Source organism: Achromobacter pestifer, from assembly GCF_013267355.1.
In the GTDB taxonomy this organism is placed as follows: Bacteria; Pseudomonadota; Gammaproteobacteria; order Burkholderiales; family Burkholderiaceae_B; genus Achromobacter; species Achromobacter pestifer_A.
This window is the reverse complement of sequence record NZ_CP053985.1, coordinates 1835317-1861665: the sequence shown is the minus strand read 5'-3', so window position 1 is coordinate 1861665 and position 26349 is coordinate 1835317. Positions and strand designations below refer to the sequence as shown.

At 61.7% G+C, this 26349-nt stretch carries 25 protein-coding genes and 1 pseudogene; 8 read left to right on the top strand and 18 right to left on the bottom strand.

Annotation, left to right across the window (positions count from 1 at the left end; translation table 11 throughout):
* Nucleotides 1–174 precede the first annotated feature (174 nt).
* The 7 genes from FOC84_RS09075 to FOC84_RS09045 form a co-directional block, all read right to left on the bottom strand.
* Nucleotides 175–1056, bottom strand: coding sequence for a plasmid partitioning protein RepB C-terminal domain-containing protein (locus tag FOC84_RS09075; protein WP_173144130.1), 882 nt, complete (start codon nucleotides 1054–1056; stop codon nucleotides 175–177).
* On the bottom strand, nucleotides 1053–1955 hold the full coding sequence (locus FOC84_RS09070) for a plasmid partitioning protein RepB C-terminal domain-containing protein (protein WP_254241939.1): 903 nt from the start codon (nucleotides 1953–1955) through the stop codon (nucleotides 1053–1055). The genes FOC84_RS09075 and FOC84_RS09070 overlap by 4 nt, the downstream gene beginning before the upstream one ends.
* Nucleotides 1952–3517 (bottom strand): recombinase family protein, encoded by a 1566-nt coding sequence (locus FOC84_RS09065; protein ID WP_254241938.1) that lies wholly within the window; start codon nucleotides 3515–3517, stop codon nucleotides 1952–1954. Before FOC84_RS09065 ends, FOC84_RS09070 begins: the two co-directional genes overlap by 4 nt.
* 928 nt (nucleotides 3518–4445) lie before the next feature.
* A complete protein-coding gene (locus tag FOC84_RS09060; protein WP_173144129.1) occupies nucleotides 4446–5495 on the bottom strand; it encodes a phage/plasmid replication protein, II/X family in 1050 nt (349 codons plus the stop codon).
* A 272-nt stretch (nucleotides 5496–5767) separates the two neighbouring features.
* The gene (locus tag FOC84_RS33370; protein ID WP_254242006.1) at nucleotides 5768–5914 is read right to left on the bottom strand and encodes a helix-turn-helix transcriptional regulator; all 147 of its coding nucleotides are present in this window, start codon (nucleotides 5912–5914) and stop codon (nucleotides 5768–5770) included.
* 290 nt (nucleotides 5915–6204) lie between these two features.
* The gene (locus FOC84_RS09050; protein ID WP_173144127.1) at nucleotides 6205–6978 is read right to left on the bottom strand and encodes a transcriptional regulator domain-containing protein; all 774 of its coding nucleotides are present in this window, start codon (nucleotides 6976–6978) and stop codon (nucleotides 6205–6207) included.
* Between the two features lie 77 nt (nucleotides 6979–7055).
* Nucleotides 7056–8255, bottom strand: coding sequence for a tyrosine-type recombinase/integrase (locus tag FOC84_RS09045; protein ID WP_173144126.1), 1200 nt, complete (start codon nucleotides 8253–8255; stop codon nucleotides 7056–7058).
* A 321-nt stretch (nucleotides 8256–8576) separates the two neighbouring features.
* Here FOC84_RS09045 and FOC84_RS09040 point away from each other — a divergent pair, with 321 nt between their 5' ends.
* Nucleotides 8577–9293, top strand: coding sequence for a DUF433 domain-containing protein (locus FOC84_RS09040; protein ID WP_173144125.1), 717 nt, complete (start codon nucleotides 8577–8579; stop codon nucleotides 9291–9293).
* A pseudogene (locus FOC84_RS33545) lies at nucleotides 9290–9496 on the top strand (hypothetical protein); the annotation flags it as partial. The gene FOC84_RS09040 and the pseudogene FOC84_RS33545, both read left to right, overlap by 4 nt.
* Nucleotides 9497–9567: 71 nt before the next feature.
* On the opposite strand, the gene FOC84_RS09035 reads toward FOC84_RS33545, so the two are convergent.
* From FOC84_RS09035 to FOC84_RS09005, 7 genes are all read right to left on the bottom strand, one after another.
* Nucleotides 9568–11049 carry an FAD-dependent oxidoreductase gene (locus tag FOC84_RS09035; protein ID WP_173144124.1) on the bottom strand — a complete coding sequence of 494 codons (1482 nt, stop codon included), beginning with the start codon at nucleotides 11047–11049 and terminating at the stop codon, nucleotides 9568–9570.
* Nucleotides 11039–11332, bottom strand: coding sequence for a (2Fe-2S)-binding protein (locus FOC84_RS09030; protein WP_173144123.1), 294 nt, complete (start codon nucleotides 11330–11332; stop codon nucleotides 11039–11041). The genes FOC84_RS09035 and FOC84_RS09030 overlap by 11 nt, the downstream gene beginning before the upstream one ends.
* The gene (locus tag FOC84_RS09025; RefSeq protein WP_173144122.1) at nucleotides 11325–12530 is read right to left on the bottom strand and encodes an NAD(P)/FAD-dependent oxidoreductase; all 1206 of its coding nucleotides are present in this window, start codon (nucleotides 12528–12530) and stop codon (nucleotides 11325–11327) included. The genes FOC84_RS09030 and FOC84_RS09025 overlap by 8 nt, the downstream gene beginning before the upstream one ends.
* Nucleotides 12527–13465: a dihydrodipicolinate synthase family protein gene (locus FOC84_RS09020; RefSeq protein WP_173144121.1), complete on the bottom strand. Its 939-nt coding sequence runs from the start codon at nucleotides 13463–13465 to the stop codon at nucleotides 12527–12529. The genes FOC84_RS09025 and FOC84_RS09020 overlap by 4 nt, the downstream gene beginning before the upstream one ends.
* Nucleotides 13462–13881, bottom strand: coding sequence for a RidA family protein (locus FOC84_RS09015; RefSeq protein WP_173144120.1), 420 nt, complete (start codon nucleotides 13879–13881; stop codon nucleotides 13462–13464). The genes FOC84_RS09020 and FOC84_RS09015 overlap by 4 nt, the downstream gene beginning before the upstream one ends.
* Nucleotides 13882–13923: 42 nt before the next feature.
* The gene (locus FOC84_RS09010; RefSeq protein ID WP_173144119.1) at nucleotides 13924–14421 is read right to left on the bottom strand and encodes a VOC family protein; all 498 of its coding nucleotides are present in this window, start codon (nucleotides 14419–14421) and stop codon (nucleotides 13924–13926) included.
* A gap of 81 nt (nucleotides 14422–14502) precedes the next feature.
* Nucleotides 14503–15039: a helix-turn-helix domain-containing protein gene (locus FOC84_RS09005; protein WP_173144118.1), complete on the bottom strand. Its 537-nt coding sequence runs from the start codon at nucleotides 15037–15039 to the stop codon at nucleotides 14503–14505.
* Between the two features lie 234 nt (nucleotides 15040–15273).
* Here FOC84_RS09005 and FOC84_RS09000 point away from each other — a divergent pair, with 234 nt between their 5' ends.
* From FOC84_RS09000 to FOC84_RS08990, 3 genes are all read left to right on the top strand, one after another.
* Nucleotides 15274–15555 carry a DUF3311 domain-containing protein gene (locus FOC84_RS09000; RefSeq protein WP_173144117.1) on the top strand — a complete coding sequence of 94 codons (282 nt, stop codon included), beginning with the start codon at nucleotides 15274–15276 and terminating at the stop codon, nucleotides 15553–15555.
* Nucleotides 15552–17057 carry a sodium:solute symporter family protein gene (locus FOC84_RS08995; protein ID WP_173144116.1) on the top strand — a complete coding sequence of 502 codons (1506 nt, stop codon included), beginning with the start codon at nucleotides 15552–15554 and terminating at the stop codon, nucleotides 17055–17057. The genes FOC84_RS09000 and FOC84_RS08995 overlap by 4 nt, the downstream gene beginning before the upstream one ends.
* Nucleotides 17058–17184: 127 nt before the next feature.
* Nucleotides 17185–18390, top strand: coding sequence for a porin (locus tag FOC84_RS08990; protein ID WP_173144115.1), 1206 nt, complete (start codon nucleotides 17185–17187; stop codon nucleotides 18388–18390).
* Between the two features lie 79 nt (nucleotides 18391–18469).
* On the opposite strand, the gene FOC84_RS08985 is transcribed toward FOC84_RS08990, so the two are convergent.
* The 3 genes from FOC84_RS08985 to FOC84_RS08975 all read right to left on the bottom strand — a co-directional run bounded on the left by FOC84_RS08985 (nucleotide 18470) and on the right by FOC84_RS08975 (nucleotide 22867).
* Nucleotides 18470–20341, bottom strand: a complete 1872-nt coding sequence (locus tag FOC84_RS08985) for a PhoX family protein (protein WP_173144114.1) — start codon at nucleotides 20339–20341, stop codon at nucleotides 18470–18472.
* A 190-nt stretch (nucleotides 20342–20531) separates the two neighbouring features.
* A complete protein-coding gene (locus FOC84_RS08980; protein ID WP_173144113.1) occupies nucleotides 20532–21812 on the bottom strand; it encodes a hypothetical protein in 1281 nt (426 codons plus the stop codon).
* A 65-nt stretch (nucleotides 21813–21877) separates the two neighbouring features.
* A complete protein-coding gene (locus FOC84_RS08975) occupies nucleotides 21878–22867 on the bottom strand; it encodes a Bug family tripartite tricarboxylate transporter substrate binding protein (RefSeq protein ID WP_088138306.1) in 990 nt (329 codons plus the stop codon).
* Nucleotides 22868–23007: 140 nt separating this feature from the next.
* Here FOC84_RS08975 and FOC84_RS08970 point away from each other — a divergent pair, with 140 nt between their 5' ends.
* Nucleotides 23008–23913, top strand: a complete 906-nt coding sequence (locus FOC84_RS08970) for a LysR substrate-binding domain-containing protein (RefSeq protein ID WP_173144112.1) — start codon at nucleotides 23008–23010, stop codon at nucleotides 23911–23913.
* A 59-nt stretch (nucleotides 23914–23972) separates the two neighbouring features.
* On the opposite strand, the gene FOC84_RS08965 is transcribed toward FOC84_RS08970, so the two are convergent.
* Nucleotides 23973–24200, bottom strand: a complete 228-nt coding sequence (locus FOC84_RS08965; protein ID WP_173144111.1) for a hypothetical protein — start codon at nucleotides 24198–24200, stop codon at nucleotides 23973–23975.
* A gap of 199 nt (nucleotides 24201–24399) precedes the next feature.
* On the opposite strand from FOC84_RS08965, the gene FOC84_RS08960 reads away from it, so the two are divergent.
* Nucleotides 24400–25329 carry an NUDIX hydrolase gene (locus FOC84_RS08960; protein WP_173144110.1) on the top strand — a complete coding sequence of 310 codons (930 nt, stop codon included), beginning with the start codon at nucleotides 24400–24402 and terminating at the stop codon, nucleotides 25327–25329.
* 82 nt (nucleotides 25330–25411) lie between these two features.
* Nucleotides 25412–26296, top strand: coding sequence for a carboxylating nicotinate-nucleotide diphosphorylase (gene nadC / locus FOC84_RS08955; RefSeq protein ID WP_173144109.1), 885 nt, complete (start codon nucleotides 25412–25414; stop codon nucleotides 26294–26296).
* Nucleotides 26297–26349: the final 53 nt, after the last annotated feature.

The following is a 26349-nucleotide window of genomic DNA, read 5'->3' as shown; positions in this document are numbered from 1 at the left end:
TCAGCGCAAGCTGTACGTCGCCAATCTACCTTGGCTCTGGAGTCGAGCGGCCCTCCGCCTAAGGCTCTCCACTCAGGGCGCTAGGAGCCGTAACTGTGCTAAATCGCTGAAAAAGGCCTTGTAAACATTGAAGATAACGAGCCGCAAGGCCTAGAAAGGTTGGCCATTCGCGGGTCACTTTTCTAGCGAGACGGTCTGAACAATGCGTTCAAACTCGGCTAGCATGCCCTGTTGGTGTCTTCCCAAGTACCGCCGAATGGTCTCGTTGCCCAGAAGCTTGGCAAGGAATCCTTTGGCAAGTACCAGATTCAGAACGTCTTGTCCGTATGACTGTTCAAACAGCTTGAACTGGCCGAAGACATTGCTCATTTCTCGCTCCATTTTGTCGGCTTGCTCGGGCGTAAGGCCAGCCAGTTTCTTCGGTTTCGTCTCGCCGACGAGCATCTCTTTCGGAGTCGCGGCGATCAGCGCTTGAGCGTAAGCAACAGTCATGTTGTTCGCGGCTACCATCAGCTCGACACATTCGATCTGTCGGGTGGGTCTCATCTTGCGCAGAACGGCCCCGAGATTCGCGGAGAAGTGTTGCTCCTTAAGGAGTTCTGCGGCCTCTTTGCAGACACCATCTAGCAAGTTCATTTTCTTCACGATCGACGTGATATCAACATTAAGTGCCTTTGCAAGGCGCTCCTTGGGCACGCCGCGATCGACTGCCCTTCGGATCATGAGATGTTCCTGGATAGACGACAGTCGATTTAGGCGATTGTTGTATGTGTAGTTTTCATCGTCTATCGCAACAAGGCATGGGGCGACGTTGACGCAGAGCCGTTGGAGGGCGAGCATCCGGATATGGCCATCCAAAAGGACGTGCATATCACCAGGGGGTACGGCCTTGCCAACCGTTAGAGGTTCGATCAATCCGATTTCTTCAATTGAGGAGAGAATTTGTTTGAACTTGCGTGTTTCGAGCATTCCGTCCTGGACCTTATGCGATGGCAGGATCCTTTCTAGAGGCAGGGTTATGGGTTCAGGGATGAAGCCAAGCATAGGTAGATTCATGTCACATGTCCTCCGGGCCAAACACGATCCGCAAGGTACTTGGGAAGCGTATCCAGATTCTCTGCCCGTAGTAGGGTTGTGAAGTGCTCATCGTTCAGAAGCTCGCGGAGAGCTTCGACTATGAAGAGCAGCCGTTGTTGAGAGAATTCTGCCTTTCTTATCATCAGCTTTTGACGCTCGACTTCGCGCTGATAGTTGCGGACTAGACTTGAGGACGTGACGGTGGTTTTCGATTGTGAACGTCCATGAGAAACCGTGCGGCCGAAGGTGCGACGCCGATCAATTATCCGTCTTGCTTGTATCAACTGATTGCCGCGAAGATGCCCTGATTCGTATGCATCTTGAAGCGCTGCTTGAATCGCTTTGTCGTCATTGCCGGCGCCCGCTATAGCAATAGCTGCATTGAGGGGTATTCGTCCGGTTTCGACGGCGGCAAGGAGCCGCTCTTCACCGTTTTTTAAGAGGTAGAGAATCCCCTGAATGTAGTCGGCACCAAGTCCGGTTTTCTGTGCAATCGCGCGCTTATCGTAGCCCTGGTCGTGAAGGCGTTCTATCCCCTTCAACAGCTCTAGCGGATGATATTTTCGGCGAGCGATGTTCTCTGCTAGGCTCATGATGAACGCATCCTCATCGTTCACGTCGACTACCAGAGCAGGGATAGTGGCCTCGCCCAGGCTTCTGAACGCCTTTAAGCGCCCCTCGCCACAGATCAGCAGATATCGCTGCCGTCCATCAGACGCGAAACGGGGTGTGACAGTGATCGGCTTTTTGAGGCCGATGTCCCGAATGTTCGTCAAAATTTCTTGGAAGACGCGGCCGTTGCGTTCTCGCGGGTTGAGGATGTCGATCTGGTCGACAGGAATCATTTGCAGGTCGGGCAAGGGTGGCGTCTTCATCATGCCGCCCTTCGCACGCGGCTGCGCTCAGCCATTCCGTAAAGATAATCCAGATCGTCAAACCGGTAGCTCTCAAATTCAATCCGGTTGTGGTCTGCAAGGTTGAGGGTTGGCCAGCACAGGTCCAAGCTTGGCAGTACATAATAATCTTGCGTCGACTGATTCGACTCATTAAGGCGTACGGCCACCGTGATGTCCGGAGCAAGGTTGGTGTCAAACCGAATCTTCCAACGTCTGTGGCCTGTCTCAAGCGTCTGGCAACGGGCCAAGACTATGGAGACTGTGAACTCGGCATTCACATCTAATAGGTCGGTCGCAGGATCGCGCCGGACAACTCCGCCCAGGGCGCAGATCATCTGCTCGGTATGGCTCACGATGCTTGGATGATACTGTCTAAGGAACTGATTGATCTCGAGATATTGATAGCTTCGATCAGGTGTGAAGCCGACGGCCTTGTATGCGCGAAGGAGGCTTCCAAATCGATGCGCGTAAGCTGCGGAAGACGGCATTCCTTCCGTTTCATCGATGATCAGACCCGTGAGATATCCGCGGCGTTGGTAGAGGCCGCGCAGCTTGTTAAGCAGCTCTTCATTGCTGTAGCGATGCGCGCGTGCACGAAGTATTCCTTGGGCGGTATAGAAGAGCTCGCTGGGCACGATGGACTCAAACGCCCTATCCTTGCGGATCCACATGTCTGGCTGGTTGACGATGCGGATTTTCTTAAGCTTGAACGATACGCGGTTGTAGACGTTGTTGCCGATGTACTTCTCGTTGCTTAGAACTTGACGAATAGATGCTCGAGTCCACTTTCGTCCTAGATCGGTCTGAATCCCTTCGAGATTCAGACGGGTGGCAATTTCTTGCTCGGAGGCTCCGTCATTGACAAACCATCTGTAAATTTGATTGACGGTGGCAACTGCTGTTGCTGATCCGGGCTTGAGGATTACCCTGTCGGTCTGGAGGCTCTTGTGCTCGCCACGCGCTAGTTCGCTTTTCACTGTTCCGACTTGGTCGATCAGCACGCGTGTCAGGCCGTACCCAGCAGGCCCACCCTGCCGAAAGCCGAGTTCGATGAGTCTACATTGACCGGCGAAAACTTTTGCAGAGAGTTCGCGGCTGTACTCGCCAGCCATGGCTCGCTTCACGCCTTTGACGATAGTAGACACAGGTGAGCCATCGTTTTCAAACTGCTCAGCACAGTACTCAACCTGGATACCTGCACGTCGGCAGACATATTCGTAGTACGCGCTCTCATCTGCGTCTTGAAATCTACCCCAACGGCTGACGTCATAGACGAGGATGATTTGGAAGTCAGCCTGGTGTGATTCAACGTCTTTGATGAGCTGCTGAAGCGCTTGTCTGCCGTCTATGCGCAATCCACTTTTGCCTTCGTCCGCGTAGGTCTTTACGATCTCAATGTGGCGCCGCTGTGCGTAGTCGCGGATTCTCATTGCTTGATTCTCAGTGGAGTACTTTTGATGATCGGTCGACATTCGGACATACTCTGCCGCGCGCAGTGTGACATGCGATGCAGGGGTACCAATGAGGGGATCTTCCGCTTCCATGAGATTGCGCGTTCAAGGCGATTGGGTTTCGATACTTTGGAGAAATTGCAGAAGGCGTTCGATGGGACGATTCGTGAGGTGCTTGTGGGCCTTCTGTAGTCTCATCTGCTTGGGGGCATAAGATGTAAGCCTTCCGTCAAGACAACGGTAAGGACTCGTTAGCGACCTGTCGATTACATCCTCTATTTGCAAGCATCTTTTTTGCAAGGGCAGTGGTCGCAGACGGGAACCAGTTCCACGATCCAACAGGCGCGATTTTCGAGAGGACGCGCAGCGACGATTCGGAGTTGGTATATGCCATCGAGCGGCGCTGACGTGTCCATCTTTGCAATTGTTGATGTGGACAGACGTGAGGGCTTTAATCGTTGGCGGTCACGGTTGCGCTCCGCATATGCAGGGTGGGTTTCGCGATAGTCCCTCCAGTAATCCGGATGACGCTCTTGCCATGCCCGTTGAGCGTCGCGCTGATTGGCTCGATATGCTGCATCGCTTTGCAGTTTGACTTGCTGCCACTGTCGCTTTCTGGCACGTTGGCATCCCTTGGAGGCGCAGTACGTCTGGTCAGGAACTTGGGGGCGAGCCTGAAACAACTCGCCGCAGTAGGCGCAACGTTTGGTTGTCATCGGCGTTTCTCCTAGTGCCACTCCGGAAGCTAGTTGGCGATGTTCTTAATTTGGCTTTCTTCCTAGCAGCTTAGCGGTAGCGGGTCTGGATGAGCACTGGCTCTTAAGTGCCAAGGCCGTTGGGACGGTAGTTCCCTTAACGCCACCACACAGGATGCACCCCGAGGGTTCCTCTTTCCCGTCGAAGCAAGACAAATGGAGGGCGAACGCCAACAAACAGTGGGGCGGCTGTGGCCCCGCTGTTTGCCGAGCCGGGCTATCGTCTACTGATCATGCTGCAGTTGGTTCGCCTTGAGTTGGCTTGGCTAGGCTTGGCGCGGCGCCCAACCTGCTTCCATGAGCCACTTGGGCGTTTTCACGACGCGGTCAGGATCAGACATGAGATCCACCAATCTCATGGTTCGTTGCTCACGATTAGGGCAGCGCAGGTCAAGGTGTTGCTTTTCTCGAAAGCTCTTGCGGAAACGCTGAGTTGATCGCTCCGTAAACAACAATCGCATCGGCGCACCGAGTTTGTGAAAAGCGAGGTAGCGTTTTTCTGCCGGTGACAGACCTTCGAGCTCCTCGGCGGTAAGGGACCCGGAGGTTACGTTCCAGATCGGCATGCGTGCAAAGTAACGGCAAAAGGCGTTCGTCATGCTTTGGCGTGTCCAGTCGGTCACCCGAGTCATGCACAGCTTTTGGAGCTCTGGACGGCGAAACCGAAGCTCCACCCGGAGCATGCCCACAGTTTGCTCGAGCATACGTTTGAGGATTGGATTGTCGTCCTTGCGGCGGTCATGCGTTGCTTGCAGTTCAGGCCCCTTCGCATACAGTGCGATCAGGTAATCCTTGCCGAGACGTGGATTCCAGTACAGGGTCGTTGCCTGCATGAACATGGAACGTTGACGGGCAGCGAATTGCTGGCCAAGTTGAACAAGTGCCGAATTGGCATCCTCGTCGCTCCCCAAGTTCAGATTCATTGCTAGATCAAGCCGATCCACCACTATTTGAGCTGCACTCCATTGGGCGAGTTGCGTTTCGGGAAGCGACAGCTTTTCGGCAACCTTCTTCAAAAAAAGATGGTGTGTGATCCATGGGAGGTTGATTCCCGTGAAGACATTTTGTCCATACAGAAAACCATATGCTGAGCCCTCAATTTGAAGCTCATTGCGTTGTTGGTCGTGTCGAACTTTGACTGTGTGTTGCCCGGCTTTGCCCTTTATGCACACGGCATAACTACCCATCTGTATTACTTCGCCATCAGGCGTAAGTCGCTGAGTGTACTGAGTACGTAGTTTTTCGCCGTGGTAGGGAACGCGTAGGATGACAGTATCAATGCCTATCGCTTCGGGAGATGAAATCTGGAGCTTCAATTCAGGATTCCTTGGATGCTTCTGTCGTGACTCTGGCCATTGGGTCGCTAGGGGTACGACAGAATGTGTATCTATATAAGGTAATGACTACCTCGCAAAGCGTTAGGCTGAGCGAGGCCCGCACGCCGGCAAATCGGCGGCGTGCAGTTTTCTTGCGTTCTAATCGGTGATGCGTCTTACGGTGCTACGAGATGCCGTGAACAGTAGCGATGCTGGGAGTGACGAACGGCGTTGGTAGGTGTGTGGAGCGCTGTTTTATGGCCTGAAGTGGCCTATCCGCGCTGGGCGGTGCGCTCAGACATCCACGACAGAATTTCGCGGCTGGACCAGCGGACGGCTTTCGGCCCGATCGGAATCGGTTTGGGGAATAGATCCCGCGCCATGAAGCTGTAGATCGATGAGCGACTGAGGCCGGTCATCTGTTCGACAGATTGTCGCCGCAAGAATGTCGTCCCGGCCTCTGCGTTTGCGGGAGAGCGCGTTGAGTCGGGAGACGCTTGGTTCAAAGGGAGCGACATTTATGTTCCTTAGAGTCGTGGTTGGAAAGCGCACGACTACTATAAGGAGACCAAAACGTCTCGTATAGATTGGCACATTACAGTACTGACGTGCTCCCCCTTATGTGCGCGTCAGGTTTTCGAGGGGAGTACGTTGCGGTTCAACGTGAGCCCTCCCCTCGCGTGATTTTATTGCCCGAATGTTGTTCATCTCAGATAAGGGCTAGAGTCAAATAGTCCTTGCTGGAAAGTCTTCGTGCTGTCTTAAAACGATCTTTCTCTCTCTGTACTTTGGTATGCGCATCCAGTTCCTTATCCTCGCTTGGGTAAACCGTTTTAAAGCGTTCAGCAGGATTCAGCCTGTCCTCCTTTGCTTGACCCCTTAAGTCTAGTATCCGGAGGTGCGCAATGAGATCTTCAGACTTGTTTATCTTCGGCTTGCGGGAAACCGGCTTTTCTAGTTTGTTTTTTTCGGCATATTTTCGCAGTCTTTCCTCTAGCTGCTTGTAGGCAAAGGTCATTCGCTTTTGAAGTAATTCGAGATCGTCGAGGCATGGAAGGATTTCTAAAAGAATTAGAGCTTGTCCTTTCTCCAGTGGAGGTATGTCAGAAAGATCCATGGGGTCTTCCTTTAGGTTGGCTCGAATACGAACGCCATCGAAGATTGGTTGGTTATCTCGCCCAGAACCATATTCCTCTTTCCAGTGTTTGAATTGAGTCAACCCGTAATTTCTGATTAATTTTTTCAGCTTGAGAATGCGATCCTCCCTCTCTTGAGGCAAGCTATCACAAGCCTTCTGGAATTCTTTATTCCTGCGTAGAAATTCCCAAGCCCAACGACTGGCTTCCCACGTTTCGTAGTCAACGTAGGCTGTCAGCTCCCTCCCGTTTGGAAGCTCAGAATGAGGAGCTGGAACTACAGACCATGTCCCCCTTAGCTTTCGCTTCGAGGACTTTTGCTTTTTGGGGGCAATGACTTCGTTCACCTAGGATTCCTTGGAAATGTGTTCATGTCTTGGTGTTTATAAGAATAAAGGTAAATAAAGTGCATTCGATTTGAAGCTTATTGGGTCAAGAGGAAGGTGGCCCAATCGTCCATGAGAGCCATTCGCTTCATGAATAGATCGCCACGAGCGTAGGCGGCCTCGGATTTGTCTTTAATGGTGTGCGCCAACGCAGCCTCGGCGATTTCTCGAGCGTGAGCAGTGGTTTCCCCCACCCAGTCCCGAAAGGTAGAGCGGAATCCATGCGCAGTGATGTCGCCGCGGTTCATCCGTTTCAGCAGCTGGAGGAACGCCATATTTGAAAGAGGGCGCCCCACCTTCTGCCCGACGAACACATAGTCATCACCGGTCGCGTGCTCCGTCCGCGCTTCATGCAGAAGCTCAAGCGTAGCTTTGGACAGAGGTACACGATGCTCTTTGCCCGCTTTCATGCGCTCAGCAGGAATTGTCCAAGTGCCAGCCGACAGATCGATCTCCTTCCATTGAGCCCCAATCGTTTCGTTGGTACGGGTCGCGGTCAGGATGAGGAAGGCCAAAGCCTTTTGCGAGTTGCTGGATTGGGCTCGCAGCGTTTGAAAGAACGCAGGAGCATCCTTGTACGGCAATGCAGGATGATGTTTGACGCGTTGCACTTTGGATCGCTTGGGCAGCAGATGATCCAGGTGTCCCTTCCAGCGTGCGGGATTCTCGCCAGTCCGATAGCCGCGAACGGTCGCCCAGTCCAGGATGGATTCGATCCGGCCGCGTACCCGCGTGGCGGTTTCTGTTTTCGTTTGCCAGATCGGCTCAAGTACCTTGAGTACGAGCGGGGTATCGATGAGGGAGACAGTTGCTGTACCGAAGACTGGGCTTGCGTATGTCCTCAGCGTGTTTGTCCACTGATCAGCATGTTTGGCATTCCGCCAGCCCGCCTGGTGGGCTGCGATATATGCGTCGGCGCATTGATCGAACGTGATCGAGTTGGCCGCAGAGAGCTTTTCCGCTATCTTGGCGGCGCTCTTGGCCTCCAGGGGATCGATCCCTTCGAGCAGTTGCTGACGGCAGGCGAGCGCCTTGGCGCGGGCCTCGGCAAGGCTGATCGTATGAAGAGGCCCTAGGCCCATCCCTCGGGCACGCCCGTTGCGCATATAGCGCAGTAGCCAGGACTTCACGCCAGCCGCTGTAATCTGCAAATAGAGGCCGCCGCCATCGCTATACAGCCCCGGCTTTTCCAGGCGGGCTGCCCCAATGGCCGTGAGCCTGTTGATTGATCGCGCCATTTATTCAACTCACAAATTGACTATCAAAATTATAACGGATTTGATAGGAATTCATTGGAATCCGGCGGACAGTATTTTCCGAAATATTGTTGTTTTTAAAGGAAAATTTTGTATTTCCTGGACTGTCTCGGAATTAATGTTGGCGGCCCCTCTGTCCGCCAAGAATACTTATGGATCGTCGCTTGGAACAAAGCGACGAGCACTCAAGCCCCACACGTGATGCACGGTGGGGCTTTTTCATGCCTATTTGTCAGACGGTTTCATCCGGGGGAAGTCGATAGCCCGGTGCTAAATTCGTTCGGATATCTCTCAGTCCTTCCCATGTGCGACGGCACCGGCATGTACTCGCTGCGGGAAGCTACTAGGCTAGTCCAAGCACAGTCTCGCGACCTCAATCGCTGGCTTTTCGGGTATCACTACCAAAAAGGCCGGGGCGAGAAAGCCGTACGTGCATTTTCCGCGCCGTTGTGGAAAACGCAGGTAGATTTGGCGACTTACGATGAACCCGTCATTGGCTTTCGCGATCTGCTGGAGGCGCGCTTTGTGCAGGCGTTCATCGCTCATGGTGTGCCCCTAGCCGTGATTCGTCGATACCTGGAGAACGCTCAGGCGATCTATGGCGTGGAGTATCCATTCACCACCCTGCAGTTCAAGACCGACGGCAAGACCATATTCGGGGATGCCATAAAGCAGGTCGAGAGCGAGGGGGCGATGGTCGGCCTGCGCAGCAGGCAGGGCGTCTTTAAAGACATCATTCACCCGTCTCTGTACGCTGGAATCGAATACAGCGGTTCCCAGGCAACGAGATGGTATCCGGCATCTCGGCGTGATCGAGTCGTACTCGACCCTTCCCGGCAGTTCGGCAGTCCAATCATTGAAGATACGGGTATGCCCACGGATGCGCTGTGCGCTTCTTTCCTGGCGGAAGGGGCAAGCGACCGCGCGTTGCACATCACGTCTGAGGCCTACAACGTGGCGCCGAGGTATGTCCGTTCCGCCGTCAAGTTCGAAGAGAGCTTGCGGCGGACCGCAAATTGAACTTTCTGTTCGACAATAATCTGCGGCCTGGTTGGGCGGGCATATTCTCTGCCGCGAGTAAACGCATATTTCTTGATGCCGAGCTTGGCCAGGTATGCCATCTACGCGAGAAATTCGCGGCGGATACCAAAGACGAAGAATGGCTGGCCGCGTTGGGTAACGCCGGACATTGGGCGATCGTATCTTGCGACAAATTTCGCAAGCAAAGCGGCGCCGAACGTCAGGTCATCCGGCAGCGCGGGCTATCTGTGTTCGTACTTCAGCGGAGGCGGCCTCACGGTGTTTGCTCCAGCAGGCCTGCCAGCGCCGCGACCGGCACCGGTTTGACTGGGGCCCGAGCGGTGAAGGCGCCCGCCGCGTCGACCTCCATTTTGCGCGTCGCGGCCACCATATGGGCGACGGTGTGCTGGCAATAGCGCCCCTGGCAGAATCCCATCCCCGTGCGGCAGGCTAGCTTGACGCTGTTTACGTCGCTGGCGTGCGGGTTGTCCGCCAGGAATGACTGCACGGCTCCGGCCGTGACTTCCTCGCAGCGGCAGACGGTGGTTTGCGGCGTGGCGAGTTTTGTCAGGGCGTCCAGCCTGGGTTCGAAGAATCGAAGCACGGCTTCGCTGAAGCGGCTTGCCTTGCGGCGCGCGTTGTCTTCCTGGCGCAAGGATGCCTGGATGGCTTGATCGGGTGCGCCGCCGCGCAGATCCAGCACGGCCTGCAAGGCGGCAATGCGCCCTTCGATGGCAGCCATTTCGGCGCCGCCTATCCCGGCAGGTTCTCCCGCCACGAAAACCCGCGGCCGGCTGGTTCGCATGCGTTCGTCGTGCGATACGATCCAGCCGCCTTGCCCTGGCCGCCATACGGTTGCGCAGCCGGCCTGGCGAGCCAGTTCAGTGGAGGCGAGCAGCCCGTAGCCAGTGACCAGAATGTCGGTCTGCAGCGCGCGTTCGGTGCCGGCAATGGGCTCCCATTCCGGCGTGGCGTTGCTCAGCACAACCTGCTCCACCGCCCCATTTCCCGAGGCACGCGTCAGCAGCGTGGCAAAGCGTATCGGGACCCGATGCCGCCGCAGGTTGCGCAGCGCGCTGGCCGCCTGCCGGAACAGGTCGAGGTGCCCGGGCAGCGCCCGCCAGGAGGACAGCAGCTCGGCCAGCGACGGCTTCGGACGCGCGATGGCAACTTCGGCGACCTCCGCGCCGGACTCGACCAGAAGGTCTGCGACCAGCAGCAACAGGGGGTGGGAGCCGGCCAGGACGAAGCGCCTCCCCGGCCGAAGAAACTGGCTCTTCATCAGGGTTTGCACGCCGCCGGCGGACATGACGCCCGGCAGGGTCCAGCCGGGGAAGGCCACGGGCAGGTCGTAGGCGCCGGTGGCGATCAACAGCGCGGCGCCGTCAATCATTGCCGCGTGGCTGCCGCAGTTGATGCCGACCCTTACGCCGGGGTGATCCGGCCTGCGGAACACGCCCCAGGCGGTGCTGCCGAAGCGCCATTGGATCTGCGTCGACTGTCGCGCCTGTTCAAGCAGCTTCCGGCCGAAGGGATAGCTTTTGAAGGCGCTGCTGGGCTCGCTCTGGAAGGTGCTGGGCGCCTGCCTGAAAATCTGGCCGCCGACGTCGTGTTGTTCGTCGATCACCACGACGCGCAGTCCGTGGTCAGCCGCGGTCAATGCCGCCGACAGGCCTGCGGGTCCAGCTCCCACAATGATGAGATCAAACTGCGTATCCGCCTGCTCGGCGGTGTTCTGGTTGGCACTATTCAACATTCGAAGGAACCTCGATGCACATGTCTTCCTTTACCAAGGTCATGCAGCTGCGTACCGACTGGCAGCCGTCGATGGTGACCAGGCATTCGAAGCAGACGCCCATGTTGCAGACCGGTGCGTGCGCCGCGTGGCCGTGGCTGCGGCGGAAGACCGAGACGCCGGCCGCCAGCAGGGCGGTGGCGACAGTCTCCCCGGGATAGGCCGAGGTCTCGCGGTCATTGATGTAGATGCGGATCCGGGCGGGTCTGGCGACCCGGTCCTGCAGTCGTGTGGCGTCAGGCAAAGGTCAGGCTCCCGAAGCGTTTGGGGTCGTAGGGAGAGGCGTCGAACGTCCGGGGCCGGCCGAGTATGTCGTCGGCCAGGATTTGCGCATAGGTGGGCCCCAGGGTGAAAGCCGATCCGCCTGTGGCGATGAAAAGGCCGGCGGCCTTGGGAACGGCGCCAATGAGCGGCAACTGGTCGGAAACCAGCGCGGTGGCGCCGGTCCAGACGCGCAGCACCGGCAGCTCCCCGACGGCAGGAATGACGGCCGTGGCGGCGTGCAGGTTGCCTGCCAGCGAGGGCAGCAGCAGTTCTGGCTGACGCTCGAGGTCGAGAATGCCGGCGCTCTGGGGCAGCGCGGCGGGCCAGCCGCCGCCGATGAGCACATTGCCTTCGGGCGTCTGCTTCATGGACAGGCGCCGCCCCGCATGCTGGATCAGGTGCTTGATGAACGGTTGGGTTCGCGCGGTGGCGGCCATGGTCAGGCCGACGGCGCTTACTGGCAGCGTCACGCCCGCCATTTGCGCGATCCGGCCCGACCATACGCCCGCGGCAAGCACCACGTTGTCGGCCTGGCAGGATACGCCGCCGTCCAGCGCGATGCGCCAGGTCCGTCCGTCGCGTTGCAGCGAGCGCACGCCAGTTGCGCTGCGGATGCGCGCGCCCAGGCGGGCGGCCGCCCGGGCATAGGCCAATGCGCTGCGCCTCGGATCAGCCTTGCCTTCGCCAGGGCAGAAAGCCGCCGCCAGGATGGCAGGGCTCAGGTAGGGCGCCCGGCTCCGCACCGCGTTGCGATCGAGCAGCTCGATCTGCAAGCCGGCGGCTTGCTCGAGCGCAACCTTCTGCTCCAGCCGTTCCACTTGCTCGCCGGTTTCGGCCACCATCAGCCCGCCATGCTGGACCACGCCGAGATCGTCCTGCAGTTCGGCGGCAAGGCCGCTCCAGGCGCGCTGGGCGTGCAGGTGCAGGGGAATGGCTTCGGCGGCCTTGCGCGCGCTTTCCAGGCCGTGCTCGATCATGCGGTACTCGAGCTGGAAATGGAGGCTGCCTGCGTTGCGGCCAGAGGCCTGGCTGTTGATCTGGCTTTTTTCGGCCAGCACTACGTCGACGCCGGCCTTGGCAAGGTAGTAGGCGATTGCGCAGCCCAGCAGGCCGCCGCCGATGACCAGCGTGGAGGCGCGAACGCAGGCGTTCGCATCCGCGGGTGTGGCAGGAGTCACGATTGTTCCAGCGGCACCGTCGCGATGCCCAGCCCTTCCAGCGTGGCGCGGACCTTGTCGACTTCGGCCTCGGTCAGATCCAGCAAGGGGCGGCGGACATATCCGGCGGGCACGCCGCGCAGCCGCAGCGCCGTCTTGAGTATGGCCTGGGCGCTGCCGAAATTGCCGGCGAAATCCTTGTTGAACCAGGCGCCCATGATGACCCGGTCGCGCTCGCCCAGCATGATGGCCGCCGCTTTGTCGCCGGCCGCTATGCGGCGCCAGAAGTCAGGGTGATCCGAGCCCAGCACGCCGCCGGCGCCCATGAGGCCGTCGGCCACGCCCAGCGCGGACAGGTCGGCGCCCAACGCCGAGGTGGGCATGTTGAAGTAGCGGACCTTGTGGCCCAATTGATACGCGCCCTTCAGGAACATGCCGAAGTCGGGCGTGGAGTTCTTGACCGCGACCACATGGTCGATATCGGCCAGCTCGTCCAGGAGATCCACGTCCATGTCGACGACGCAGCCGCGCGGCCAGTTGTAGATGCAGATGGGGATGTCGGTGGCGTCGGAGACGTCCTGGTAGAACTGAACGAGTTCCCTGCGGCTGGGCACGATGTAGGGGGGCGGCGTCAGGATGATGCCGTCCAGTCCCGCGCGTTGCGCGGCGCGCGCATGCTGGATGGCTTCCGCGGCGGTATAGGCATTGCAGCCGCCCAGGACGGTGATGCGGCGGTTGATCGCGCGGCTCGATTCCTGAAACAGCAACGCGCGCTCCGCTTCGTTCATGCTGAACCATTCGCCCGAGGTCCCGGCAAGAATCACGCCGTGCATGCGTTCCTGCACGTACCACTCGAGTTGTTGGGGCAGGGCTGTCCAGTCCAGGTCGCCATCGCGCTTGAAGGGCGTGGTGATGGCGGGGATGTACCCGGTCCAGTTGATGTCGTTACGGTTCATGCAGGGGTTCCTTGATCCAGTGCCGCGTCGGCTTCGATTTCGATGAGGAATTCAGGCAGGGCCAGCGCCTGAACGCCGATGAAGGTGTTGGCCCCGGGTATCGCGTCGCCATAGAAGGCGCTGATTTCCGCGCATATCGGTCCCAGGTTCTCCGGCCTGTGATTGACTACGTAGGTGCGCAGGCGCAGCACGTCAGCCGGCGTGGCCCCGGCGGCGGCCAGCACTTGCTTTAGGTTGTCCAGCGCCTGGCGTGCTTGCGCGACCACGTCGCCCGTGCCGATCAAGTTGCGATCCTTGTCCCATGCGACCTGGCCGGCCAGGTGCAGGCTGCGCGCGCCTCGCTGTTCAGTGGCATGCGAGAAGCCGAATGGCAGGCTCGCGTACAGGGAGTCCGGGTTGATGGCGATGCGTGTCATGATGGGTTGCTCCAGGAGTGTGCAAGAGAGACTGCCGCCTGTTCAGGCAGGCCGGGCATGGGCTGCAAGTTCGAAGATGTTCATCCAGGGGTCCAGAAAGCGCTGAAATTGCGAGCCCGACGTGGGCCCGTCGGAGAAGGCGATGCGTTCGAAGACCGTGCATCCGTTGTCGCGCAGCACTTGCGCTGCCGCGTCCAGATCCTGCACCTCGATGCTGAGGTGGTAGCTGCCTACCCGGTCACAGGAGGCGGGGCCGCCGCCATGGTCGGGGGTCTTCTCGTATTCGAAGATCTCGATCCTGGCGCCGCCGGGCAGTACAAGCATGGCGAGCTCGAGCCCGGCGCCCTTGACGCCCAGATGCGCCTCGGTCCAGTCGCGCCCATCCGCGGCGCCCGGCAGTTGCGTGGCATGGACCGGGCCAAGCCGGTACAGCACCCGCGCGCCGAAAACGCGCTCATAGAACGTGACCACCGGATCGAGTTTTTCGACGGTCCAGGACACGTGATCGATACGAGAAATTCCCAAGGGATTGTTCTGCACGGCGTTGCTCCATGAATGGCGGGACGAGCGCCGTCGCGCCGGGGCGCGGCGGCGTATGGAACCTGCGTAGTCGGAGCCCGGTCAGGGGCTGGGGGGGGTGATGGAAAGCAGGATTTCGGTCGTTGCGGTGGAGTCGTTGCGGTAGCGGTGCGCAAGCCTGGCGTCGAACGAGATGCTCTCGCCGCTGGCGACCAGGTAGTCCACGCCAGCGATCTGTGCGATCAGCTCGCCGTGGATGACGTAGACGCATTCGGTCGACGGGTGGCCGCGGGGTTCGTCCGCGGAAACCTGTCCGGGTTCGAGCACCGCCCGCAGCACTTCCAGATCGCCTTGGCCGGCGGTCAGCCGTTCATAGCTGACCTGTCCCGCTGGGGCGGTCAATTTCGTGCGATTGCCAGGACGGCTGATCCAGACCGAAGGCGCGCTGGGTTCCGCAAAGAGCGAAGTGATGGATTCGCCGAACACCGCGGCCAAGCGGCGGATGGTTTCGAGGCTGGGGTCGGTGACCGAGCGCTCCACCTGGCTCAGCAGGGTTGCGGAAACCCCAGCCTGGGCCGCCAGGTCGCGCAGCGACAGGTTGCGCGCCGTCCTCAGCTCTTTCAAGCGTTCACCAATCATGTTGCCTATTCCGTTTCTGCTGGATCTTGGTGTGCAATGGTAGTGCACATTTCTTGTTCGTCTGTATGGATTTAGTTTACAGCAAAGATAGCCTTGCCTCCTCGGAAATGGAAAATTGTAGAGTAGTGGTAAACACTAGTGCGCCTTTCAAGGTGGATGTGCGTAGAATTTCTGTGCAGTATGGCTATACAAAAAAGCCTCAGATCGTGCAGTTAAACTTTACGTGAGTCCACAATGGAAAATCTGGTTCAACCGGCTCGCCGCCCTGGGCGGCAGCTGCATCGATGGCTGCTCATCCTTCCCTTCATCTGGCAGGCGGCGCTCGCTCCGCTGGTGAACGAGGTGGCATACCGGCCGCTGGCCCTGCCGTTCCCGATGGCCTGGCAGATGGCTGGAATCGTGTTGGCCAGCATCGTGATCGGCCTGGTGTTCCGGCTGGACCGGCTTGCCGGCGTCGAGGACGAGGAAGCGGCTTTCTTGGCGGCGACCGTCGCGCAGAACGGGAGCCATCCATGACGCTGGGCATCGTATTCGTCATCCTGCTCGCGACGCTCGCCGGCGCGCTGGGCTACGGCCGTCGGGCCAAGCGCGGCAAGACCCTCGCGGAGTGGGCGGTCGGCGGCCGCAGCCTGGGGACGCTGATCTTCTGGTTCATGAACGCGGGAGAGGTCTACACCACCTTTGCGGTGCTGGGCATCTCGGGCTATGCATGGGCGCTGGGCGCGCCGGCCTATCTGGCGTTCTGCTCGGTGTCCTTGAGCTACGCGCTGGGGTACTGGCTGATGCCCAAGATCTGGCGCGCCGGGCGGGCCGGCGGCTTTGTCACGCAGGCCGACTACTTCGCCGCGCGCTATGGCGCGCCGTGGTTGGGCGTCTTGACAGGCGTGATAGGCATCGCCTCACTGGTCATTTATGTGCAGATCCAGCTCATCAGCCTCGGGCTGGTGGTGCAGCTCACGCTGGATGGCCGTGTTTCGACCGTGACCGCAACCCTGGCCGCGGCCGCGCTGATGATCGCGTTCGTGTTCGCGGCCGGCATGCGTTCGGCGGCGTTTGCCGCGGGCGTCAAGGACGTGTTGATGATCGTGGTCGTGGTGGTGCTCAGCGCCACGGTGGCGGGCACGGTCGGGGCCGCCTCGCTGCTTGATATTTTCGACATGGCTGAAGCCGCCTATCCGGGAATCGGCAAGTTTCCGGGTATCGATCCGGCTTCACCGACGACTTCAATCTGGCTCATGACTTCCGCGCTGAACATCGCGCTGGGCAACTGGGTCTTTCCGCATCTTTTCCAGATGTGTTATTCGGCGCACAGCGCAACCGTGATCCGGCGCAACGCCATCTGGCAACCGCTGTATTCGCTGGCCTACTTTTTCATCATCCTGCTGGGATTCGCGGCCTTGCTCGCCGGGACGCTGCCGCCAGGGAACAACCTGAACGCCGCGCTGCTGCAATTCGTCGCGACGTCCTATCCCTCGTGGGTGGTGGGGCTGGTGGCGGGCACGGGCTTCCTGCTGGCGCTGGTGCCCGGTTCGCTGCTGCTCCTGTCGGCGGGCACCATCTTCACGCGCAACATCGTGCAGCCGTTCTGGAAAGGAATGCCAGAGGCGATGTCATTGCGCCTGTCGCGTGCGTCGCTGATTTGCTTTGCCTTGATCGCGGCGTTCCTGTCCATCCATCAGGGCAGCTCGCTGGTGCGGATCCTGCTGAATGCCTATGCCGCGATAGGCATGCTGGCGCCGCCGGTGTTCCTCGGCTTCCTCTGGAAGCGCACCACTGCGGCAGGCGTGCTGGCCGGGCTGGTTGCGGGGTTCGTGGCGCTGCTTGCGCCGTTCGCATCGCAGTACTGGGAGGCCGTGGCGCCTGAATGGGAGCCTGGCCTCATTGCGATGGCGATCAATGCCGTTGCCGTGGTCGTGGTCAGCTTTCTGACCCCCGCTCCCAGGCCCGCCGCGATCGCGGTCGGCGTGTATCCCGGCGTGCTGTCGCCCTCGGCCTCCCTTCGCGACCAGAGACCCTAGCGCCGCACACAACCTCCATGAGGATGGAGGCTGCTTCCCCTCAACAAATCGATGCCTGCCCATCCGGCCGCCACGCAGCCGGGTGCGGCCCCGTGCGCTCCTGTCCATCTCCGTTTGAGAGCTATTCATGAAGAAGATCGGCTTGTCCTTGTCCCTGCTGGTTGTCGCCCCGCAGGCCTTTGCGGCCCAGAGCAGCGTCGAGCTGTACGGCATGCTTGACTCCGGCCTTACCTATGTCAGTGGCGGGGGCAAAGGCAGTTCCATCCACACCGACATTTGCGGTCCGCAGGGCTGCAACCGTTTCGGCTTGCGCGGCCGCGAGGATCTGGGCGATGGCGTGTCCACCGTGTTCGTCCTGGAGAATGGCTTCAATCTGCAGAACGGCAAGCTCGGCCAAGGCGGTTTGCTGTTCGGCCGCCAGGCCTATGTCGGCTTCTCCAGCGAACGCCATGGCGCTCTGACGCTCGGACGACAATACGATCCTCTGTCGGATACGGTCGGCATGTTCCCGTCCAGCAACAACTTCGCGACGGGCTATGGTTCGCACTTCGGCGACCTGAACAACCTGAATCAGTCGATCCGGATCAACAATGCCGTGAAGTACGTGAGCCCGAACGCCAACGGTCTGCGTTTGCACAGTATGTACAGCTTCGGCGGGAAGACGGGCGATTTTGCCGCGAACCGCTCCTGGGCATTGGCTGGCTCGTATGCGAACGGGCCTCTCGCGATGGCGGTGGGCTATCTGGACATTCATCCGCCCGCCACCCGCGCCAATGGCACAGGGGGCGTGTACGAATCCAACGGCAACTATGTTGGCGCGCTGGGTCAGTACGTGGGTTTGCAGGATGCCGATGCGATGAAGGTGCTCGGCGTCGGGGCGTCCTACCAGTTCGGTGCGGCAACCGTCGGCTTCACCTATGCGCGCACACTGCTCAGGAACAGCCAATACTTCGTGGTAAACGGATTTCCCGGCGCGGGCAATGGCGGCGACTTCACGATGGACAGCTATGAGGTGATGACGACCTATCGGTTCACGCCTGCGTTTTCCTTGGGCGTGGCGTACATCTACAACGCCGGCCGCGCGGACTACCAGAAACTGAAGCCGAAGTTCCATCAGGTCAATCTGGGCGCCAGCTACACCCTTTCGAAAAGGACCGAGCTCTACAGCGCGGTCATTCTGCAAAAGGCGGGCGGGGATGGTATCGCGCCCGTGCTGGGCGCGGGCGGCGCCGTCGTCGGACGCTCCGCGATCGCGGAGATCCCTGGGGCAGGGGCCGATTCGGGATCCAGCAGGCAAGCGCTGGTGACGATGGGCTTCAGCCACCGGTTCTGACGGTGGCTGACCGGGAGGCCAAACCGTCTTGCGGCGCCGCCCGGCATGTGCGGCCGGGCGGCGTCCAACGCCAGAACGCTTACGCGCCCACCGGCTTCCCATCAGTGCGCCGCACCACCACCGTCGCGGAGCGCGCATCGCCGCCGCCTGCGCGCACGGCGTTCCAGGCCTTGTCCGGATGCTGGATATTGATGAAGAACGTGGTCAGGTCCGGCGTGTAGGCGATGCCGGTGATTTCGCAGCCCAACGGGCCGACCAGGAAGCGCTTGGATTCGCCGGTCTTCTGGTCGATGTAGTACATCGAGTTGTTGCCGAAGAAGTCCGTGGTCGAGGCGCTGGTGCCGGCGTCGGTCTGGACCCACAGGCGGCCCTTGGGGTCGACGCGGATGCCGTCGGGGCTGGAGAACGTATCGCCGTTGACGTTGCCGGTCAGGTTGGCGGCCACGCCGTCAGTCTTGTCGCGGCCGGCCAGCAGCAGCAGATCCCACTCGAAGGTGGTGGCCAGGGGAGAATCGCCGCGCTCGTGCCAGCGGATGATGTGGCCGTGCGAGTTGCTGACGCGCGGGTTGGCGGCGCTGGTGCGCTTGCGGCTGCCGTTGTTGGTCAGCGTGCAATACAAGGTCTTGTCCACGCCCACCGTGATCCACTCGGGGCGGTCCATCAGCGTGGCGCCGGCGACGCGGGCCGCGGCCCCGGTGTTGACCAGCACGTCGGCCTGCGTGTTGAAGTTGACGAGCTTGCCGGTGATCACGGTGCCGCTGGCGACCTGGGTGAAGTTGCCGGGATCGGTGGCGCCGGCGGTCAGGTTGTTCTTGCCCACCGTCAGTTCGATCCAGTTGCCGCTGCCGTCGTCGTTGAAGCGCGCGGCGTAGAGCGTGCCTTCGTCCAGCAGGCCCATGTTGGCGGCGCGGTTGGCCGGGTCGTAGGGCTTGGTGGGCACGAACTTGTAGATGCAGCCCGGCGTGGTGTCGTCGCCCATGTAGAAGGCGACGCGGTTGTTGGCGTCCAGCATGAAGGCCGTGTTCTCGTGGCTGAAGCGGCCCATCGCGGTGCGCTTGACGGCGGTCGAGTCCGGGTTCTGCGGATCGATCTCCACCACCCAGCCGTAGCCCTGGTCGGCCGGCTTGCCGGCGTCGCCGGTCTTGTAGTGGTAGTTGTTGAGCGTTTCTTCGCAGGTCAGGTAGGTGCCCCAGGGCGTGTCGCCGCTGGAACAGTTGTTCAGCGTGCCGACGACGGTGTCGCCGACCACGGCCTTGGCCGGGCCGCTGACGTTGTAGACGGTGTTGCCGGTGTAGCGCTTGTTGTAGCGGGAGTCGGTCTTGACGGTCCATGCGCCGTTGGCGCCGCGGGCGATTTCGACGACGGACACGCCGACGTTGGACAGACGGGTCTTCACGCCTTCGACGCTCTGGTCCAGGGTCTCGTCGTCCAGCGCTTCGTGGTTCAGCACCAGCAGGCCGCCCTGGTTGGGGTCCACGCCGGGCAGGGCATAGAAGTGCATGCCGTCGTGCTGGCCGCCGGATTGGGTTTCCGTGGCGGGATAGGACTGCGGCACGCCAGCGTAGCCCACCGAGCCGATCATGCACTTGTCGCCGGCGGAGTAGAGCACCTCGGCCACGTAGCCCGCGGGCACGGTGACGGTGTCGGCGACGATCTTGTCGGCCAGCGGGGTGAACGTGACGGAGTAGTCCGGGCCGGGGGGCGGCTTGGTGCCGCCTTCGCCCGGTTCGTTGCCGGAGGTGTCGTCGTCGTCATCGTCGCTGCCGCCACAGGCGGTCAGCAGGGTCGATGCGCCGAACACGGACAACATTGACAGGCCGAAGCTGTTCTTCAGCAAAGTGCGACGCTGGGGATTCGCGGCGACGATCTCGTCGAACATTTGCCCGGGCACGGTGACTTCGCCCTGGGCTTCGCGATGGGGGGCGCGCAATTTATCAGTCAAGTAGGACATTCCAACCTCATAGTGTCGCGAACGGGTCGCTCAGTTATCTGTAAGCAAAACGCAAGCGAGATTAAAGGTCGGTCGTTACAAAGGGGTGACGATAGTGTGAAGTCCTTGCGCTGGCGTGGGTAGTCCGCCGCCTGGCCGAGTCGCGGTTTGAATTGCGGTAGAAGCGGCGGCCGAGGCGGCGGGGCGCGGCTTAGGCGCGCGGCCCGACGATGGACGTGACGTCCAGCACATACATCTGCCGCTCGCCTTCATGCACGGAGTCGATGCAGACCTGCGTGCCGTCGCGGCTCCAGCGCGGATGCAGGTCGCAGCGGTTTTCCTTGGACAGATGGGGATCGGCGTAGAAGCTGCCCAGCGAGTGGCGCAGGCCGGTCTGCATGTCGTAGAGGAACAGGATGCGTTCGTGCGTGGTCGAGTCCGGATAGGTGTCGCTCAGCAGCCAGCGCGTGTTCACCGGCGAGTAGGTCATGTGGCCGTTCTCCGTCAGCACGCCGTCGCCCACGACCTGGACCGCGCCGCCGGGCGCGTCGCGGTAGAGGTGATAGTGGATGCTACCCTCATGCGGACCCCACACGATGATGGTCTGGTCGTCGCGCCACAGCGGATGCGAGATCTGGTATTCGGATTTCTCGTAGTCGAAGGTGCCGACCGCGCTGGGGTCGAAGCCGTCGGCCAGTTGCGGCAGGGGATGGTCGGAGCATTCCAGCAGGCGCATGTCGCTGCCGTCGGCGTTCATGGTGATCAGCCGGTGCAGGAAGCAGGTCTCGTCCTTCACGCGCTCGGTCCAGCGGTGCAGGAACAGGATGCGGGACGACGAAGGATTGATCTCGATGTGGCTGACCCAGTGGATGGCGCGTTCCATCGAGTCGCGCGGATGGAAGTTGCGCAGGTCGGCGTAGCTGACCAGCAGGCGATGCGCGCCGCTCTCCAGATCCATGCTGTGGATGCCGTCGTCGGCCGGGGCGTAGTCCACGGGGCCGGGCGCGTGTTCGCTGTAGCCGATGGTCTCGTGCGTGATGTAGAGGCGGCGGTAGTCGACGCAGAGCGCATAGCGGCTGTTGGGCGCGGCGACGTAGATGGGCAGCGGCAGGTGGCGCGTCTGGCCGGTGGCGATGTTGTGGACGGCGGAACGCAAGCCCGGATAGAAGCCGCTGTCGTCGTCGCGGCGGCAGTTGTAGATCATCTGCGGCTCGGCCTCGCCGTCCAGCCATTGCAGCTGGCAACCCATCTGCCAGTTCCAGGCCGTGGTGCTGCCCACGGCGTGGTATCGGTCGCCGTCCTGCAGGTCGAAGTAGCCCACTTCGGCGCGCAGCGCGGGCGTGAGCCGCGCGTCCTTGAATGGCGTGCGGTTGGCCAGCAGATAGCGGCCGTCGCGGTGCCAGACGGTCTTGTTGTAGTAGCCGAAGAAATGGTGCTGCGGTGTGGCGCCCAGGCGGCGGCAGGGGATGGGCGTGGCGAGCATGCGGTTCATGGTTGGCGGAGCAAGGATAAGGTCGGAAAAAAAAGGGCGGCGCCAGCGCCGCCCCGGGCAGGCGTTCAGCCCGCGGTGATGTGTTCGGTCTCGATGACCTTGTTCCAACGGGCGCGTTCGCGTTCGACGAAGGCGCGCGCCTCGGCGGGGCTGTTGCCCACCGGGGTCATGCCCAGGCGCTCCAGGCCTTCGCGGAACGCCGGGTCGGCGTAGATGCGGCGTAGGTCGGCGCTGATCTTCTCGATCAGCGCGTCCGGCACGTCCTTGCTGGCGGCCAGCGTGGTCCAGGAGGTCACCGTCAGGCCGGGCAGGCCGGCCTCGGCGGCGGTGGGCACGTCGGGCAGGGCCGGCGAGCGGGTGGCGCCGGTGATGGCCAGCGCCTTCAGCTTCTTGGCCTGGATGTAGCCGATGGTGGTGGGCACGTTCTCGAACAGCAGCTGGATCTGGCCGCCCAGCAGGTCGTTGGTGGCGGCGGAGCTGCCGCGGTACGGGATATGCACGATGGGCGCCTGCGCGGCCATCTTGTAGAGCTCGCCGACCATGTGCACGGACGAGCCCACGCCGGCCGAGCCGAAGTGCAGGGTTTCCGGTTTTGCCTTGGCCAGGGCGGTGAGTTCGGCCAGGGTATTGGCTTCCAGCCCGGGGTTGGCCACCACCACGTGCGGCATCTCGGCCACGATGGTGATCAGCTTCAGATCGCGGGCGGGCTGGTAGTTGAGGTTCTTGTAGACCCCGTAGGTGGCATGCAGGCCGATGGAGCCGAGCAGCAGGGTGTAGCCGTCCGGCCCGGAGTCGGCGACGAACTTGCCGCCGATGTGGCCGCCGGCGCCGGGACGGTTTTCCACCACGACTGACTGGCCGTAGAGTTTGCCCAGATGTTCGGCCAGTAGCCGGCCCTGGATGTCGGAGCTGCCACCCGCGGTGAAGGGCACGATGATGCGCACGGGCCGGTCGGGATAGTTGGCTTGCGCGTGCGCGGCCAGCGGCAGCGTGGCGGCCGTCAGGCCCAGGCACAGCGTTTGCAGGAGTTGGCGCCAGGAGCGGCGGAGGTTCATGTGGTTTCCCCTGGAAGGTTGGGTCGTGCGGGGGCGCATCTGGCGGCGCCCTTGGGAAAACCAGTGTAGGAGCCGGCATGTATTTGAAAAAATTCTTTTTTCGACATAGGCTATGCAGGTTTGCTATACATTGCCGCGCTATGAGCCGACCCCTGAATTTCCGCCAGATCGAAGCCTTCCACGCGGTCATGCTGGCCGGCACCACCACGGGCGCGGCGCAGATGCTGCGCACCACCCAGCCCTCGGTCAGCCGGCTGCTGGCGCAGGTGCAGCAGGCCAGCGGCCTGAAGCTGTTCGACATGGAGCGCGGACGCTTGCGACCCACGCGCGAGGCCAAGGATCTGTTCGACACCGTACAGCGGCATTTCGTGGGCCTGGAACGCATCGAGGACCGCGTCGCGGCCATGCGGCGCAGCGGCAGCGGCGTGCTGCGGCTGGCCTGCACGCCGGCGCTGGGCCTGGGCGTGCTGCCTGCCGCGATCGAGACTTTCGCGCAGCGCTATCCCGAGGTCCACATCAACATGCAGACCGTGGGCAGCCAGTATCTGCGGGAAGGGCTGCTGCACGGCACCTACGACCTGGTGGTGACCACGGCGCCCATGGATGGCGCACAGCTGGAACTGCAGGGCTTGCATGACAGCGCGGCGGTCTGCGTGATGCGGCCGGACCATCCGCTGGCCGCGCAGCCATCGGTTGGCATCATGGACCTGGACGGGCGCCGCCTGCTGGTGCTGAACGCGGATGACGACGTCTATCTGCAGCTGCGCGGCGCCATGCAGGAACACCGGGCGCAGCCCGCCTCGGAGATCGAGACCACGTATTCGTCCACCATCTGCGCGCTGGCCGCCGCCGGCAGCGGCCTGGGCGTGGTCAATCCCTACATCGCGGCCGTATTCGCGGACCGCTTGGCGATACGGCCATTCACGCCGCGCCTGCCGGTCCGGGTCAGCATGGCCTATCCCGCGCAGACGGCGCCGTCGTCGGTGACGGAGGCCTTCGTGGAGATCCTGGCGCGCGGATTCCAGGCGCAGCCGGGCGCGGCCTGAGCGCGGCCCGGACCGCGCCCGGGCTCGCGTATCATCTCGCCATCGCGCGGGGCGCGGACTCAGCTCTTGCGGTTTTCGTAGGAAGTGTCCAGCACGTCATCTTCGGGGGTGATGATGCCGGGCTCGCCGGGTTCCGCGATGGCGCGTCCGCGCCGCGGCATGCCGGCGACCTCCTTGCTGTGGTCCGCCATCGGCAGGATTTCGGTGCCTTTGCGCGGGTCGATGGCGACGGTTTGTTCCGTTTCGGCGGTCTTGGCCGTCTGTGGATCGGGGGCGGTTTTCAACATGATGTCTGCTCCGCTTGCGGGCGTCCCGGGAGGGCGACGCGCCTGATTGCCACTTCCATCTTAGGACGGTGCGCGGGTCCGGGAGCATGAATGCCTGTCACGTTTGCAAGGGGCTGTTGCAGCAGCCCCAACCTTATAATTTCCAGCGCCTCGCGGTTTGCGGCAAAGCGCCCGGTTTCTCACTTTCCATACGCCTACCTTGACTGAATCCGTCGAACGCTCCGTCCATGCTGAACTCGTTGCCGTGCTGGTCGCCGTCACCAACGGCGAGCCGCGGGTGCTGACGACCGACGATGCGCGCGCCTTGCCGGCCGGTCCCTTCAAACTGTCGCACCGTTCGCTGCAGGCCGGTCTGCGCGCCTGGGTGGAGGAGCAGACCCATCATCCTCTGGGGTATGTGGAGCAGCTCTACACCTTCGCCGACGGCGACCGCTCCGATGAATCGGGCGCGCGCGTGATGTCGGTCAGCTACCTGGGCCTGACGCGCGAGGCCGGCGAAACCGGCGTGGCGCAAGTCGGCTGGCAGGACTGGTACCGCTATTTCCCCTGGGAAGACCAGCGCACGGGCACGCCCGCGCTGGTGGCAGAACTGATCGTGCCGCGCCTGGCCGCCTGGTGCGAAGACAGTTCGGATGCAGCGGTGCGCACGCGCCGCCGCCAGCGCGCCGCCATCACCTTCGGGCTGGACGGCTCGCCGTGGAACGAAGACATGGTGTTGCAGCGCTACGAACTGCTGTTCGAAGCCGGGCTGGTGCCCGAGGCGGCGCGGCGCGGGGGCAAGGGCGCGGTGGTGCCGGGCGAACCGATGCGCCACGACCACCGCCGCATCCTGGCCACGGGCATCGCGCGGCTGCGCGCCAAGATCAAATACCGGCCCGTGGTGTTCGAATTGATGCCCGCGCAGTTCACCTTGCTGCAATTGCAGCTGGCCGTGGAAGCGCTGGCCGGGCGCGGCCTGCACAAGCAGAATTTCCGCCGCCTCATCGAGCAGCAGGCGCTGGTCGAAGAGACCGGCGAAATGGCCACGGGCACGGCTGGCAGGCCGGCCAAGCTGTTCCGTTTTCGTCGCGATGTGCTGCTGGAGCGCGCTATCGCGGGGAGCAAGTTGCCGTTGTCGCGGGCCATGTGACGCTTGACAAGCTTTATGCTCGTCTCTAGCATAAGTGGTGCGCAATCCTCGCGCGCCTTTTTTTAACTGGTAAATACTCAAAATGAGCATTAAAGCCGAAGCGCCTCTGACCATTGCCCGACTGCCCGTTCCCCCTCTGCCGGAAGTCATGCTGGAGCCGTTGGTGCGCGCGGCCTTGCTCGAAGACCTGGGGCGCGCAGGCGACCTGACCACCGATGCCATCGTGCCCGCCGACGCCACGGCGCAGACCCGCCTGGTGGCGCGCCAGGAGGGCGTGCTGGCCGGGCTGGACCTCGCGCGCCTGGCGTTTCGCGCCATGGATCCGGCCATCAAGTTCGAGGTCGCGCTGCGCGACGGCAGCGAGCTGCAGCCGGGGACGGAAATCGCCCGCATCAGCGGCAACGCGCGCGCCATGCTGACGGCCGAGCGCGTGGCGCTGAATTTCCTGTGCCATCTGAGCGGCGTGGCCAGCGCCACCGCTTCCATCGCCCGCGCCATCGAAGGCTACGGCGCCCGCGTCACCTGCACCCGCAAGACCATGCCGGGCCTGCGTGCCGTGCAGAAGTACGCGGTGCGCGTGGGCGGCGGCAGCAATCATCGCCACGGCCTGGACGACGCGGTGCTGATCAAGGACAACCACATCGCGCTGGCGGGCGGGGTCGCCACGGCGGTCGAGCGGGCGCGCGCCGGCGTCGGCCACATGGTCAAGATCGAACTGGAAGTGGACACGCTGGAACAGCTGGAAACGGCCCTGTCCCTGGGCGTGGACGTGGTGTTGCTGGACAACATGAGCCTGGACGATCTGCGCCGCGCGGTGGCCATGGCGCGCGGCCGCGCCATTACTGAAGCCTCGGGCCGCATCACGCCCGAAACCGCCGCCGCGGTGGCGGCCACCGGGGTGGACCAGATCGCGGTGGGCTGGATCACCCACAGCGCCAAGGTGCTCGACATCGGCCTGGACGCTTGATCTTTCCGCCGGCCGCTGGCCGGCATTGCCCATGTCCGCGCGCGCATGCCGCG